The 16600-nt window shown below is 74.3% G+C and carries 3 protein-coding genes; all 3 read left to right on the forward strand.

Annotated elements, in window-relative coordinates; all coding sequences use genetic code 11:
• Nucleotides 1–2: 2 nt before the first annotated feature.
• From AB0877_RS19360 to AB0877_RS19370, 3 genes are read left to right on the forward strand one after another with little or no spacing between them, the layout of a single operon-like run.
• Nucleotides 3–3695, forward strand: coding sequence for an ATP-binding cassette domain-containing protein (locus AB0877_RS19360; protein ID WP_366610369.1), 3693 nt, complete (start codon nt 3–5; stop codon nt 3693–3695).
• Nucleotides 3692–9430 (forward strand): amino acid adenylation domain-containing protein, encoded by a 5739-nt coding sequence (locus AB0877_RS19365; RefSeq protein ID WP_366610371.1) that lies wholly within the window; start codon nt 3692–3694, stop codon nt 9428–9430. The genes AB0877_RS19360 and AB0877_RS19365 overlap by 4 nt, the downstream gene beginning before the upstream one ends.
• Entirely contained in the window at nt 9430–16599 is a 7170-nt protein-coding gene (locus AB0877_RS19370) for an amino acid adenylation domain-containing protein (RefSeq protein ID WP_366610372.1), read from the forward strand. Before AB0877_RS19365 ends, AB0877_RS19370 begins: the two co-directional genes overlap by 1 nt.
• The last annotated feature ends 1 nt before the right edge of the window (nt 16600 follow it).

Raw genomic sequence — 16600 nt, forward strand, 5'->3', positions numbered from 1 at the left:
CCGTGTCGACAATCACCACGCCGGACCGCCCGAGTGCCGAACAGGACGCGGGAGTGCTGTCCCGACTCTTCGTCCAATGGCCCTCGATCCTGGTGAAGGCGTCCCTGCGCCGACCACTGAAGCTGTCGGACAGCCTGACGCCGCCCCGGTACGACCACCTGGAGCGGGTGACCCCGGTCTTCGAGCGTGCCTGGGCCACCCGGCGGGACCAACCGGACGGGCTGCGACGGGCCCTCTACCAGACCTACCGCCGGCGGTTCTGGTGGGCGGGCCTGATCTTCCTGGCCTACCAGACCTGCGCGACCCTCGGGCCGCTGCTGGTGCGGGAGCTGATCGCCTGGTTCGAGGGCGACGGCCGGGGCCCGGTGGTGGAGGGTCTGCTGATCGCCGCGGGCCTGGCCGGCTTCTACGTCCTGGACGCGTTGAGCCACAAGCACCAGTGGTCCGAGGTGTGGAAGACCGCGCACTCGATCACCGCGCTGCTGCGGACCGAGATCCTGCGCAAGTACCTGCGGATGGACCGCGGCGCCCGACTGGCCCACCCCGCCGGGGAGGTCATCACCCTCGCCTCGTCCGACGCCCGCAGGGTCGGGCGGGTCGCGTTCACGCACATGGCGTGGGCGGTGCCGCTGGGCATCGCCGGCTCCTGCGTGGTCCTCTGGGTGCTGCTGGGCTGGGCGGCGCTGGTGGGCATCGTCATCCTCATCGCCGGCCTGTGGCTGTCGCACGTGGCCAACGAGAGGGTCTTCGCGCTGGTGCCGGCGATCCGGGACGCGAACGGCGTCCGGATCGGGCTGGTCGGCGAATACCTCGGGGCCATGCGGACGCTGCGCACCCACGGCTGGGAGGACGTCGCCGAGCGGGCTGTCGGGCGGGAACGCGCGACGCTCAACGCGTTGCTGGTCCGCCGGCAGAAGCGGCTCGCCACGCTCTACCTGGTGAACGCCGCCGCGCCGGTGCTGATGGTGATGGCCACCCTGGTCACGTACGCGGCGTTGGGCAACGAACTGAAGGCGGCGGACGTGTTCGCGGCGATCGCCGTGCTCACCGTCCTCCGGTCCCAACTGCCCGAGCTGGTCCGCTACCTGGACATGCGCAACGAGTGGCGGGTGGCGTTCGGGAAGGTGACCACCTTCCTGCGGGCCGCCGACACCGCCGAGGCGTCGACCGACGGCGACGCGCCGGCCGGGGCGGTCGACCTCGACGGCGCGTCGTTCACCTGGCCCGGGGCTGACGCGGACGCCCGGCCGGTCCTGACCGGCGTCGACCTGCGGGTCGCGCCCGGTGAGTTGATCTGCGTGCTGGGCCGGGTCGGCAGCGGCAAGTCCGCTCTGCTGGCGGCGCTGGCCGGGGCGCTGCCGACGGTGGCGGGTACCGCCCAGGTCGGCGGCAGCGCCGTCTACCTGCCGCAGCGCCCCTGGATCATGCAGGGCAGCATCGTCGACAACATCCGCTGCTTCTCGCCCGACGATCCGGACCGGTACGCGGCTGTCGTCCGCGCCACCGCCCTGGAGGCGGACCTGGCGGCGATGCCGGCCCGCGACGGCACGGCCATCGGCGAGCGGGGCGTCAACCTCTCCGGCGGGCAACGGCAGCGCATCGCGTTGGCCCGCGCCGCCTACGAGGACGCCGACGTCTACCTCTTCGACGACCCGACCAGCGCCGTCGACGACGCGGTCGCCGGCACCATCCTGGAGGCGCTGTTCGACGGGGTGCTCGCCGGGCGTACCCGGATCGTTGCCACCCACCGCCTCGACGTGGCCCGGCGGGCCGACCGGGTGGTGGTCCTCGACGGCGGCCGGGTGGTCGCGGCGGGCCGGTTCGCCGACGTCGCCGCGCAGATGCCGGACCTGCTGCCGGCCATGGCCGCCGAGGCCGCGACGCCGTCCGACCCGGACGGCGCCACGCTGGACGAGGTGGCCGAGGAGGTGGCCGCCGAGGAGGAGGAGACGGTCCGCGCCGGTCAGGTCGGTTCCGCCACCTACCGCCGTTACCTGCAGGTGCTGACCCCGGGCCTGCTCGCCGTCGTCCTGCTCGGCCTGGCCGTCGGCGGGCAGGCCGTCCTGGGCGGCTCGTCGTTCTGGCTCGGCCACTGGACCGAGAACGCCGGGCAGGACACGCTGTACTACGCGGGCGTGTTCGCCGCCATCGGTCTGCTGGCGCTCGTGCTGGATCGCGGGCTGTTCAGCTTCGCCTTCGCCCGGGGTGTGTCCGCCGGTCAGAACCTGCACGCGTCGATGCTGAACCGGGTCTTCCGGGCCCCGCTGTCGTTCTTCGACCGCAACTCCTCCGGACGCGTCCTGGCGCGCTTCTCCGGTGACATGGAGACCATCGACCTGGAGTTGCCGGAGACCACGATGGACACCCTCCGGGTCGCCGTCGGCCTGGTCGTGCCGTTGGCGGCGCTGGCCTTCACCAGTCCGCTGATGCTGGTGGCGGCCCCGCTGCTGCTGGTGGTCTACCTCCGCTGGCAGCGGCTCACCCGGGCCAGCACGGTCGAGGCGTCCCGGCTGTCGAAGCAGGCGAACGAGCCGATGCTCGCGCTGCTCAACGAGGCCGTCGACGGGGTGACCTCGATCGAGGGCCGGAACAGCCGGGTGCGCGGCTATCAGGCCGCGTTCGGTGAGCGGGTCCGCGTCGCGCACCACGCCGACTACACGGTCAACGCGCTGTCGCGGCACTTCAACCTGAAGCTCGACATGCTCGGCGCGGTCGTCCTGCTGACGTACGGGGTGCTGATCGTCGCCGTGGGCGGGATCGGCGCCGGGCTGGCCGGTGTCGGGATCAGTTTCGTGTACGCGCTGATGGAGGCGCTGGCCATGAGCCTGATGACGGTGCAGATGATGGACCTGTCGCTGGCGAGCTTCGAACGTGTCGACGACTACACCCGGCTGCCGGTCGAGCCGACCGACGGGCGACCGGCCCCGGCCGGCTGGCCCACCGCCGGCGAGGTCCGCTTCGAGAACGTCACCCTGCGCTACTCCGAGGGTGGCCCGGCCGCGCTGAACGGTGTGTCGTTCGACGCCCCGGCCGGCAGCAAGATCGGCATCGTCGGCCGGACCGGCAGCGGCAAGTCCAGCCTGTTCACCGCGCTGCTGCGGTTCGTGCCGGCCGAGCAGGGGCGCATCCTCATCGACGGGGTGGACGCCGCCACGCTGCGGCTGGCCGACCTGCGGGCCGCCGTCGAGGTGGTACCGCAGGATCCGGTGCTGCTGCCCGGCACCCTGCGGGACAACATCGACCCGACCGGTGCGTACCCCGACGCGGCGGTCACCGACGTCCTCACCGAGGTGGGTCTCGCCGACCGGCTGCTCGGCGTGGGCGGTGGCGGTCTCGACGCGGTCCTGTCCACCGGCGGCGGACAGCTCAGCGCCGGTGAACGACAGCTGCTCTGCCTGGCCCGGGCGTTGCTGCGGGACGCGAAGCTGGTCCTCATCGACGAGGCCACGTCGAGCCTCGACGCCGAGACCGACGCCCGCATCCAGCGGCTGCTGGCGGTGGACCTCGCCGGCGCGACGGTGCTCACCATCGCCCACCGCCGGGAGACCCTGGCCGGCGCCGACCGGGTGGTGACGCTCGACGGTGGGCTGGTGGCCCGGGTGACCGACCGCGATGCGGCCGAGGTGCTGGCCGGGGCGACGAACCCGGTCGGGCAGCGCGCCGGCCGGTCGAGTCTCGGGGAGCCGGTGCAGTGACCGGGTCGCGTGCGGTGGCCGCGGAGGCGGACGCGCTCGCCCACTGGCGGGCCGGTCTGGCCGGTGTGCCCACCCTGGACCTGGTCACCGACCGGGTCCGCCCGGCCCGTCGACGCCAGCACACCGACCGGGTGACGCTCACCGTCGGTGCGGACACCACCCGACGGCTGCACGCGGTGAGCGCGGCGGCGGGCGTCGCACCGTCCGTGCCGTTGCTGGCCGTCGGGCAGGTGGTGCTGGGCCGGCACGCCGGCGCCCGGGACCTGGCCACCGCGACACCGCTGGACGGTGCCCTGGTGCCGTTGCGCGGCAGGTGGGACGACGACCCGTCGGCGGTCGACCTGTTCGCGCGGGTCGACGCCGGGTTGCGGGCGGCCGCGCCGTACACCGGCGTCGGGCTGCACCGGGTGGCCGAGGCGCTCGGCCTACCCCACGACCCGAGTCGCGCCGTGCTCTGCCCGGTCGTGCTGGGGGTGGGAGCGGCCCCCGCCACCACCGGGGCGGTGCCGCCCGACCTGAGCGTGCTCTGGGACGAGCCGGGGCCCGGCGGGGCGTCCGGCGTCCTCGCCTACGACCCGGACCTGTTCGACAACGCGACGATGCGCCGGTTCGCCGACCACTACCTGACGTTGCTCGACAACGCCCTGACCGACCCCGACGCGCCGATCTCCACCCTCGTCCACACGTCGGCGCGGGAGCGCGAGCTGATCGCCGGGTGGGGCACCGGCGGCGGTACGGCAGGTCCGCCGAGCGTGCCGGCGGCGTTCCTCAGCCAGGCCGAGGCGACACCGGACGCCGTCGCACTGGAGTACGACGGCACCACCCTCACGTACGCCGAGGTGCGCGCCCGGGCCGACGCCCTGGCGACCGTCCTGACCGGACACGGGGTCACCCCGGGCGGTGTCGTCGGCCTGGCGATGGGCTCGTCCGCGCAGCTCGTCGTGGCGATGCTCGCGGTGCTCGCCACCGGAGCGGCGTACCTGCCCCTGGATCCGTCCTACCCGGAGGCGCGGCGGGAGTTCATGCTGCGCGACAGCGGAGCGCGACTGCTGCTCGCCGACGGTCCGGTGGCCGTCGTCGACGACCTGCCGGTGCTGCGGCTCGACCGGCTGGTGCTGCCCGCGGGGCGATCCGCGCCGACGTGGCCGCCGACGTACCCGACCCAGCGGGCCTGCGTCCTCTACACCTCCGGGTCGACCGGACAGCCGAAGGGGGTCGAGACCACCCACGAGGGGATCGTCCGGCTGGTTCACCGCGCCGACTACTTCCCCGTCGGGCCCGCCGACGCGGTCGCCCAGGCGGCCAACGTGTCGTTCGACGCGGCGAGCTTCGAGGTGTGGGGTGCGCTGCTCAACGGCGCGCGCCTGGTGGGCATCCCCAAGGACGACGTGCTCACGCCGTCCCGGCTGGGTCACCGACTCGCCGAGCACGGCGTCACGGTGCTGATGCTCACCACTGCCCTGTTCCACAGGTGCGTGGACGCCGACCCGGCGATGTTCGCCCCGCTGCGCGCCCTCTACTTCGGCGGCGAGCCGGCCGACGCCCGCCGGGTCGCCACGCTGGCCGCCGCCCTGCCGGGCTTGCGCCTCGTCAACGGGTACGGCCCGACCGAGTGCACGACGTTCTCCAGCACCTGGGACGTGACCGACCTGCCCGGCGACGCGGCGCGGACCCCGATCGGCCGACCGATCGGTGGGGAACTGCTCTACGTCCTCGACGACCACGGCCGGCTGACCGGCATCGGCGCCCCGGGGGAGCTGTTCATCGGCGGCGCCGGTCTCGCGCACGGTTACGTCGGCAGGCCGGACCTGACCGCCGAGCGGTTCGTGCCGAGCCCCTTCGAGCCCGGTGCCCGCGTCTACCGCACGGGTGACGTGGTGCGGTGGCGCGAGGACGGTCAACTGGATTGCCTGGGCCGGGCCGACCAGCAGGTCAAGATCCGCGGTGTCCGGATCGAGCCGGACGAGATCGCCAGCATCCTCACCACCTGCCCGGGTGTCCGGGCCGCCGCCGTCACGGTGCACGGGGACGGCGACGAACGTCGGCTCGTCGCCTACGTCGTCCCGGACGACGCCCCGGTCCCGGCGGGTGAGCTGCGCGCCCACCTCGCGGCCCGGCTGCCCGAGGCGATGGTGCCGACCTGGTACGTGCCGCTGGCGGCGTTGCCGGTCACCCCCAACGGCAAGGTGGACCGCCGAGCGCTGCCCGCGCCCGACGCGCACCACGGCGTCCGGGCCGCCGACGGCGAGCCGCCCAGCGGCCCGATCGAGGAACTGGTCGCACGGACCTGGCAGGACCTGCTCGGGGTGCCGGTGGTGTCCGCCGCCGACGATTTCTTCGCCCTCGGCGGCCACTCCCTGCTGGCGGCGCAGATGGTGGCGCGGATCGCCGCCACCGCCGGCGTGCGGCTGGGCGTGCGCGTCGCCTTCGAGGCACCCACCGTCGCCGCGCTCGCGGCACGTGTCGCCGACGCCGGCCCGGACGACGCCCACCCGCCGGTGCCGGCCGCCGGCCCCGGGCCGCACCCCCTGTCGTACGCCCAGCAGCGGCTGTGGTTCCTCGACCGGCTCGACGCCGGTCAGGCGGTCTACTCGGTGCCGCTGGTGCTCACCGTGCACGGCCCGCTCGACGTCGACGCCCTCGACGCCGGCCTGCGAGGGCTGGTGACGCGGCACGCGGCGCTGCGGACCCGGCTGGTGACCATCGACGGCGAGCCCCGGCAGGTGGTGGACGACGAGCCACCGGTCGTCCTCACCGTGGACGACCTGCGCGACCGGGCCGACCGTGACGAGCAGGCCGACGCCCTGCTGCGCCACGCCGCCGCCCGACCCTTCGACCTCGCCACCGGGCCGCTGGCGCGCTGGCACCTGATCCGGCTGACCGACGAGCACGCGATGCTGCTCATGACGTTGCACCACGCGGTCTGTGACGGCTGGTCGATCGGTGTGCTGATCCGTGACCTCGGCGCGTTCTACGCCGCCCGGACCATCGGCACGCCCGCACCGCCCCCGCTCACCGTCGAGTACGTCGACTACACCCGGTGGCAGCGCGCGCTGCTGGCCGGCGACGCGCGGACGACCCAGCTCGCGTACTGGGTGGACCGGCTCGCGGGTGCGCCCGCGGCACTGGACCTGCCGACCGACCGTCCCCGCCCGGCCAGCGCAAGGCACCGGGGGGCGACGTTCGACGTACGGCTGCCCGCCGCCCTGGTCGAACGCCTCGACGCGGTGGGACGGCGGCACGGCGTCACCCGGTTCATGGTGCTGCTCGCCGTGTTCCAGCTGGTGCTGGGCCGGTACGCGGACGTCCGCGACGTCAGTGTCGGCAGCCCGGTGTCCGGTCGCACCCGCCCCGAGTTCGACGACCTGGTGGGTTTCTTCGTCAACACCGTCGTGCTGCGGACCCGTTGGCAGGACACCGAGACCTTCGTCGACGTCCTGGCCCGGGCGCGGGACGCGGTGCTCGGCGCGTACGAGCATCAGGACGTCCCGTTCGAGCAGGTCGTCGAGGCGGTCCGGCCACCACGCGACCCCAGTCGTACCCCGCTGTTCCAGGTCATGCTGTCGGCACAGAACCTGCCCGAGCGGACCGACGCGGTGCCCGGTCTGTCGGTCGGGGTGACCGAGCCACCCGGCCGGGTGGCGAAGTTCGACCTCACGGTGGCCTGGGACGAGGTGCCCAGCGCCACGGGCGAGCTGCGCGGCACCGTGGAGTACGACGTCGACCTGTTCGACAGGGACACCGCCGAGCGGCTGGCGCACAGCTACCGCACCCTGCTGGAGTCGGCGCTGAGCGCCCCGGACGCCCCGGTGTCCACCCTGGACCTGCTGCCGGGCCCCGAGCCGGTCCCGTCGGCCGGCGGGTCGACCGACGCGCCGACCGCGTCGACTCTGCACGGCCTGGTCGCCGCCGCCGCGGCGCGCTGGCCGCAGCGCCCGGCGCTGGTGCAGGGCGACCGGCAGGTCAGCCACGCGGAGCTGGACCGCCGTGCCGCCGCGGTGCACGCCCACCTGGCAGCCCGGGGCGTACGCCCCGGTGACACCGTCGCGGTCCTGCTGGAGCGCAGCCCCGACTGGCCGGCGGCGCTGCTCGGCGTCCTGCGCGCCGGGGCCGCGTACGTGCCACTGGACCCGGCGATCCCGCCGGGGCGGTTGGCGCACGTCCTCGCCGACTCGTCGGCGGCGCTGCTGCTCGGCTCCCGCGAGACCGGCCCGCCCGCCGTCGACCTGCCGTTCGTCGCGATCGAGGACGCGTTGCTGGCCGCCCCGGCCGCCGCCGGCCCGCCGGTGCACCCGTCGGCCCCGGCGTACGTGCTCTACACCTCGGGCACCACCGGGCAGCCCAAGGGTGTGCGCGTCAGCCACGCCAACCTGGTGCACACCCTGGAGGCGGTGGCCGGGCACTACGCGCTCACCCACGCCGACCGGGTGCTCCAGTTCGCCGCGCTCGGCTTCGACGTGGCCGTCGAGGAGCTGTTCGGGACGCTGATCCGGGGCGGGGCCGTGGTGCTGCCGCCGGCCGGGCCGGTGCCCGGTCTCGACGAGTTGACCGCGCTGGCCCGCCGGGAGCGACTCACAGTGCTCAACCTGCCGGCGTCGTACTGGCACGAGTGGGTGGCGGCGCTGGACCATCACCCGCCCGCCTCCTGCCCGGAGCTGCGGCTCGTCGTGGTCGGCAGCGAGCGGGTCGACGCGGGACGGCTGGCCCAGTGGCGCGCCGCCGCGCCGCAGGTGCGCTGGCTCAACGCGTACGGCCCGACCGAGACCACCATCACCGCCACCGTGCACGAGCCGGGCGACGACCGGGAGCCCGTCACCGGCAGCGTCCCGGTGGGACTGCCGCTGCCGGGGGTGCGGGCGTACGTCCTCGATCGTGGACTGCGGCCGGTGCCGCGCGGGGTCCCGGGGGACCTGTGGCTCGGCGGACCGGGGGTGGCGCAGGGCTACGTCGGGGACCCGGCCCGCACCGCGGTCAGCTTCCTGCCCGACCCGTGGGGCCCGCCCGGCGACCGCATGTACGGTACCCGGGACCGGGTCCGCCTCGGTGTCGCCGGGGTGCTCGAGTTCCTCGGCCGGGAGGACGACCAGGTCAAGGTGCGCGGCTTCCGGATCGAGCTGGGCGAGATCGAGGCGGCGCTCGGTGCCCACCCCACGGTCGGGGAGGCGGCGGCGGTGCTGCGCGAGGACGTGCCGGGCCGACCCATGCTGGTCGGCTACGTGACGCCCGTCGACGTGGACGTGGCGCTGCTGCGCGCGCACCTGGCCGACCGGCTGCCCGGCTACATGGTGCCGGCCACGATCGTCACGCTGGACCGGCTGCCCCGCAGCGAACGCGGCAAGGTCGACCGCGCCGCCCTCGCCCCGCCCGCCGCCCCGACCCCGGCCGGGGTGGGCGTGCCCGGCAGCGAGTTGGAGCGCGCGGTGGCGGCGATCTGGCGTGACGTGCTGGTGGTCGACGAGGTGGGCGTCGACGACAACTTCTTCGACATCGGTGGGCACTCGCTGCTCGTGATGCGGGTGCAGACGCACCTGTCCGAGCGGCTGGGTCGCACGGTGCCGGTGGTGGAGCTGTTCCGCCACCCCACGGTGCGGGCACTCGCCCGGCACCTGGCGTCCGGGGACCGGGCGCCGGCGATGTCCGCCGCGCACCACCGCGCCGAGACACGCGCCGCCATCCAACGGGCGCGCACACCGCGACGTCGGCCGGGCCGGCATCACGACAGGGGGGACGCATGATGACCGAGGAACGTACGCTGCCCGACACCGCCATCGCCGTCGTCGGAATGGCGCTCCGGGTTCCCGGGGCCGCCACCCTGGACGCCTTCTGGAGCAACCTGCGCGACGGGGTCGAATCGCTCACCACCCTCGACGACGCCGACCTGATCGCCGACGGCGTCGCACCCGAGGAGTTCAACCACCCCGAATACGTCCGTGCCCTGGGCGTCCTCGACGACCCGGCCGGCTTCGACGCCCGCTTCTTCGGGTTCTCGGCCCGAGAGGCGCAGCTGCTCGACCCGCAGCACCGGATCTTCCTGGAGTGCGCCTGGGAGGCGTTGGAGCACGCGGGTCACCCGTTCGACTCCACGACACCGGTGACAGGTGTCTACGCCGGGGTGGGGGAGAGTTCGTACCTGCTGCACAACCTGCTGCCCAACGCGGACCTGGTGGCCCGGGTCGGGGCGTTCCAGACCTCCATCGGCAACGACAAGGACTTCCTGCCGACCCGGGTGTCGTACAAGGTCAACCTGCGGGGCCCCAGCATCAGCGTGCAGACCGGCTGCTCCACCTCCCTGGTCGCCGTGCACATGGCCGCGCAGGCGCTGCTGGCCGGCGAGTGCGACGTCGCGCTGGCCGGCGGCGCGACGGTCATCGCCCGCCGCCGTGGCTACCGGCACACCCAGGGTGGCATCCTCTCCGCCGACGGCCACTGCCGGGCGTTCGACGCCGAGGCGACCGGCGCGGTTGCCGGCAGCGGCGCCGGCGTGGTCGTGCTCAAGCGGCTCGCCGACGCGATGACGGACGGCGACCTGGTGCACGCCGTGATCCGCGGCTCGGCCGTGAACAACGACGGCGACCGTAAGGTCGGCTTCACCGCCCCGAGCGTGGACGGGCAGGCCGACGTCATCGCCGAGGCGCTCGCCGTCGCCGGGGTCGATCCCGCCACGATCGGTTACGTCGAGGCGCACGGCACCGGCACCCCGCTCGGTGACCCGATCGAGGTGGCCGCGTTGGCGAGCGCCTTCGGTGACCTGCCACCGGGCCGCATCGGGCTCGGCTCGGTCAAGACGAACGTCGGGCACCTCGACACCGCCGCCGGGGTCGTCGGTCTGATCAAGACGGTGCTGGCGCTGCGGGCCGGCGAGATCCCGCCGTCGCTGCACTTCCGCACCGCCAACCCCGAGCTGGGTCTGGACGCGACTCCCTTCCACGTCGTCGCGGCCCGCACCCCGTGGCCCGGCACGGTGCGCCGTGCCGGGGTCAGCTCGTTCGGCATCGGCGGCACCAACGCGCACGTCGTCGTGGAGGAGGCCCCGAACCGCGCGGCGGGCCAGGAGAGCCGCCGGCGGCACGTGCTGCCCCTCTCCGCCGCCACACCCACCGCCCTCGACGCGGCTGCCGAGCGGCTCGCCGCGCACCTGAGCGCCCACCCGGACAACCCGCTGGCCGAGGTGGCGTACACCCTGCAACGCGGTCGGCGGACCCTGCCGTACCGCCGGACGGTCGTCGGCGGCAGCCCCGCCGAGGTGATCGAGGCACTGCGCCGACCGGTGACCCCGCCGGCCGAGACCGGCACCGACCGCGCGGTGCTGTTCACCTTCCCCGGTCAGGGCGCGCAGCGTACCGGTATGGCGCATGCCCTCTACGTCGCTGAGCCGGTGTTCCGCTGCGAGGTGGACCGGGCCGCGGACCTGCTGACGCCGTTGCTCGACACGGACATCCGGGACCTGCTGTTCCCCGCCGACGACCGGCGGGAGAGCGCTGCGGAACAGCTCCAGCAGACCCGGTACGCACAGCCGGCGCTGTTCGTCGTCGAGTACGCGCTGGCGAAGCTCTGGGAGCACTGGGGCGTACGACCGGCGGGGCTGCTCGGGCACAGCGTGGGTGAGCTGGTGGCCGCCTGCCTGGCCGGGGTGTTCGCGCTGCCCGACGCGGTGCGCCTGGTCGCGGCACGCGGGCGGCTCATGCAGGCGGCGGAGCCGGGCGTGATGCTCGCGGTGCCGCTGGCCGAGGCCGAACTGCTGCCGCTGCTCGACGATCTGCTGGACCTCGCCGCCGTCAACGGTCCCCGGCAGTGCACCGTCTCCGGGCCGGCCGAGGCCGTGGCGGCTCTCGAGGCCCGGCTGCGCGAGCGGGCGGTGGCCTCGACCCGGCTGGTCACCTCGCACGCGTTCCACTCCCGGGCGATGGCCGCCGCCGCGTCGGCGTTCGAGGCGGAGGTGGCCCAGGTGCCGCGCTCGGCGCCGGAGATCCCCTTCGTGTCGAACGTGACAGGTGCCTGGATCACCGCCGAGTCGGCCACCAGCCCCGCGTACTGGTCCCGGCAACTGCGGTCGACCGTCCGCTTCGGCGACGGCCTGGCGGCGCTGCGCGACGCCGACACCGACGCCGTGGTGCTGGAGGTCGGCCCCGGGCGGGTGCTGACCCGCCTCGCCGGTGGGTCGGCCGCCCGCGCGGTGGCGTCGCTGCCGTCGGCCGGCCGGGACGCCGACGCCGAGACGGAGCTTCTCGCCGCCGCCGGTGCGCTGTGGCAGCTGGGCGTCGCGATCGGGTGGGAGGCGCTGCACGGTGATCTGCCGCCCCGGCGGACGGTCCTGCCGGCCTACCCGTTCGAGCGGGAACGCTGCTGGGTCGATCCTCCCCGCGACGCGGTGACGAGCCGGGCGGGTGCCGACGGGCTCGTCGTGCGCGGCTACCGCCGGATCGGCGGTACCGGGCCGGCGACCACCGGGACCGGTACCTGGCTGGCCGTCGATGCCGGGCTACCGGACGGCGTCGTCGACGAGCTACGCGCGGCGGGGGCCCGGGTGATCGCCGCTGACCTTGATCCGGCCAGCGGCGCGCTCCACACGTCGCTGTCGCCGCAGGAACGGGTCAGCGGGGTGCTGCTGGCAGTTCCGCAGGGCGACCCGGCGCCCACGCTCGCGGCCCTGGGTGACGCGCTCACCAGGCGCGGCGACGCGTACGCCCGGGTGGTCGTCGTCACCGACGGCGCGCTCGACGTGACCGGCACCGAGACGTTGGTGCCGCCGCGCGGCGTGCTCGCCGGTTGGGCGACCGGCGGCGCGCCCGGCACCCGGACGCTGCTCGACGTGCTCCCGGCCACGACGCCGGTGGCCGCCCGCCGCCTCGCCGCCTCGGTGGCGCGGGAGGTCAGGTGCGCGCACCCCGAGCCGGTGGTGGCCCTGCGCGGCGGGCACCGCTTCCTGCCCCACGTGACCGCGGCTCCGGCTGCCGCCCCCGAGCGGCACACCGGCGCCCACTATCAGCTCGCCGGCGACACGGTGGTCGGTGCCGCGTTCCGGCGGGCCCTCACCACCGCCGGTGCGAGCGTCGACGATCCGGGGGGTGCCGGTCAGTCCGGTTCGGTGACGGTGCTGGTGCCGGTGGACGCCCGCACCTCCGTCGACGAGGCCCTGGCCACGCTGGCCGCCGTGGGCGTCGGCGCGCGGGAGCCGGTCACCGCCGTCGAGGTGCACCTGCTCGGCGGTACGCCGGACAACCCGCTCGCCGGCCACCTCGTCGCGCAGGCGGCGGCGTTCGGCCGGGAGTCCGACGCGGAGTGGGTGACCTACGGGTGGCCGGTGGCGGACCTGTCGGCCGTCGAACGGACAGCCGCCCGGGTGGTGGGCGCGGTGACCTCCACCGGGCACGTGGTGGTCACCGTGCTCGACGAGACCGAGGGCGGCGCGGCGCAGGACCCCACCGAGGTCCAGCCGGTCGAGGACCCCACCGAGCGCGAGGTGGCGGCGATCTTCGCCGACCTGCTCGGCGAACGGGACGTCGCGCCCACCATCGGCTTCTTCGAGCTGGGCGGGCACTCCCTGCTCGCCGCTCAGCTCGTCGCCCAGGTCGGCCGGGTGTGCGGGGCGGACGTGCCGCTGCGCGCCTTCGTCGCCGACCCGACGGTCCGTGGTCTCGCCGCCGCGGTACGCGCGGCCCGCGCCGATGCCGGTGTCAGCGGCCCCGAGTCGTTGCCGGCCGTCGTGCCGGACCCGGCGTCGGCGCACCTGCCGTTCCCGCTGACCGATGTGCAGCAGGCGTACTGGATCGGCCGCACCGGCGTGTTCGAGCTGGGCAACGTCGGCATGCACGGCTACGAGGAGTTCGACGTCCCCGAGCTGGACGTGTCGCGGTTGCAGCGGGCGCTGCGCCGGCTGATCCGGCGGCACGGGTCGCTGCGTACCGTCGTGCTGCCGCACGGCGAGCAGCAGGTTCTCGACGAGGTGCCGGACTATGTCGTCGTCACCGAGGACGTGCGGGGTCGCCCGGCCACCGAGGTGGACGCGAGCCTCGAGCGGACCCGCGCCGCCATGTCGCACCAGGTGTTCGTGCCGGACCGGTGGCCGCTGTTCGAACTGCGCGCCACGCTGCTCGACGAGGGTCGGGGGCGGGTGCACTACAGCATCGACGGCCTGATCACCGACGCCTGGGCGTCGAGCATCGTGATGCGGGAGTTGACCCTGCTCTACCACGAGCCGGACGCGACCCTGCCCGAGCTGGAGTTGAGCTTCCGCGACTACGTGCTCGCCGCGCGGGCCGCGGAGTCGACCGAGCGGTACCAGCGCGCCGCCGCGTACTGGCAGGAGCGGGTGCCGACACTGGCCCTCGCCCCGGAGTTGCCGCTGGCGGCCGACCCGCACACCATCGCTTCGCCCCGCTTCGCCCGGCTCACCGGGCAGGTGCCGGCGGACGAGTGGGACGCCGTCAAGGCCGCCGCGTCCCGGCGCGGCCTCACTCCGACCGCGCTGCTGCTGGCCGCGTACGGCGAGGTGGTCGCCACCTGGTCGAAGAACCAGCGGTTCAGTCTCAACCTGCCGATGGCGCACCGGTTGCCGCTGCACCCGCAGGTCGACGCGATCCTGGGCGACTTCACCTCGGTGACGCTGTTGGAGATCGACGCGGGCGGCGCGGTGTCGTTCGAGACCCGCGCCCGGACGATCCGGGACCAACTCCTCGCCGACCTCGACCACGGACTGTTCAGCGGTGTGCGGGTCGCGCGGGAGTTGAAGCGGGTACGCGGTGACGCCGCCGCCGTCATGCCCGTCGTGTTCACCAGCCTGTTCCAGGGCATCGGCGGGCACCCGCAGATCGGCGATGTGGTCTACTCCATCTCGCAGACACCGCAGATCTGGATCGACACCCAGGTGTACGAGATGGACGGTGCCCTGGTGCTGGACATCGACGCCGTCGAGGGCCTCTTCCCCGAGGGCATGGTCGCCGCCATGCACGCGGCAACGCTGTCGGTGCTGCACTGGCTCGCCGCCGACGAGGCGCACTGGGCCGACCCGGCGCCGTCGCTGGTGCCCCGCGCGGAGCTGGCCGCCCAGGCGGCGTACAACCGCACCGAGGCGCGGTTGCCGGTGGGCCTGCTGCACGAGCCGTTCTTCGCCACCGCCGCCCGGGTGCCCGAGCGCCCGGCCGTGATCACGCCGACCCGGACGCTCACCTACGGCGAGCTGGCGGACCGCGCCCGCACGATCGCCGCCCACCTCGTCGGTCTGCGGGTACGCCCCGACGACCTGGTCGCCGTGGTGATGGACAAGGGCTGGGAGCAGTGCGCCGCCGTCCTCGGTGTGCTCGCCGCCGGGGCCGCGTACCTGCCGATCGACCCGGACCTGCCGGACGAGCGGGTGCGTTTCCTGCTGACGCACGGCCGGGTGCGGGTGGTGCTGACCCAGGGTCGCCTCGCCGGTCCCGCTGCGCACCGGTTCGGTGACGTCGAGGTGTTGCGGGTGGACGAGCTGCGGGTCCTCCCGGCGGGCGCGCTGCCGGCGATCGACACCACGCCCCACAACCTCGCGTACGTCATCTTCACCTCCGGGTCCACCGGCCTGCCCAAGGGCGTGATGATCGAACACGAGGGTGCGTTGAACACCGTCGTCGACATCAACGAGCGCTTCCGGGTGGGCGAGGACGACCGGGTCCTGGCGCTGTCGTCGCTGAGCTTCGACCTGTCCGTGTACGACGTCTTCGGCCCGCTCGCCGTCGGCGGCGCGGTGGTGCTCCCGGAGGCGGCGGCACACCGTGATCCGGCTGCCTGGCTCGACCTGCTCACCAAGGCCAACGTGACGATCTGGAACTCGGTGCCGGCCCTCATGGAGCTGTTCGTCGAGCACCTCACCGTCCGGGAGGCCACCGGCGGCCTGCGCCTGGTCATGCTCAGCGGTGACTGGATCCCGGTCGCCCTGCCGGACCGGATCCGGCAGACGCTCGACGGGCCCGAGGTGGTCAGCCTCGGTGGCGCGACGGAGGCGTCGATCTGGTCGATCCTCTACCCGATCGGTGCGGTCCCGGCGGAGTGGACCAGCATCCCGTACGGCCGGCCCATGGTGAACCAGACCTTCCACGTCCTCGACGACGCGTTGCGACCCCGACCCACCGGGGTTCCTGGGCACCTGCACATCGGTGGGGTCGGCCTGGCCCGCGGCTACCTGCACGACGAGGCGCGCACGGCGGCGAGCTTCGTCGTGGACCCGGCCACCGGAACCCGTCTGTACCGCACCGGTGACCTCGGCCGGTTCCTGCCGAGCGGGGAGATCGAGTTCCTGGGCCGGGAGGACTTCCAGGTCAAGGTGCAGGGTTACCGCATCGAGCTGGGCGAGATCGAGACCGCCCTCGCCCAGCACCCCGAGGTGCGCGGCGCGGTGGTGGTGGCGCAGGGCGAGCAGCGTGGCGCGAAGCGTCTCGTCGCCTTCGTCGTCCCCCGGGTCGCCGGCGCCGTACCGGCGGACGTGCGCGAGTTCCTCGCGGGCAAGCTGCCGGGGTACATGGTGCCGGCGGCGTTCCACGAGATCGACGAGCTGCCGCTCACCGCCAACGGGAAGGTCGACAGGCGACCACTGGTGGAGTTGGCCCACGCGGTCGAGGCGGACGACGTGCCGTACGTGGCACCCCGCTCCACCCTGGAGGAGACCATCGCCGAGGTCTGGGCCGGCATCCTGCGGGTCGACCGGATCGGCGTGCACGACAACTTCTTCGCCCTCGGCGGTGACTCGTTGCTGGCGATGCGGGCGGTGGTGCACCTGCGCAAGGCGTTCGACGTGCAGGTGCCGATCCGGGTGTTGTTCGACAGTCCCACCCTGGAGGCCGCCGCGTTCGCCATCGAGGACCACCTGCTCAGTGAGCTGGAGGAGATGTCCGACGAGGAGGCCAGCGCCCTGCTGGCCGACGAGCCGACGTACTAGG

Origin of the sequence: Micromonospora sp. NPDC047644, from assembly GCF_040704315.1 — a bacterium.
Classification (GTDB): Bacteria; Actinomycetota; Actinomycetes; order Mycobacteriales; family Micromonosporaceae; genus Micromonospora.

Excerpts from the sequence above, each read along its gene's own strand:
- AB0877_RS19370 (WP_366610372.1), top strand. The coding sequence starts at position 9,430 with ATGACCGAGGAACGTACGCTGCCCGACACCGCCATCGCCGTCGTCGGA.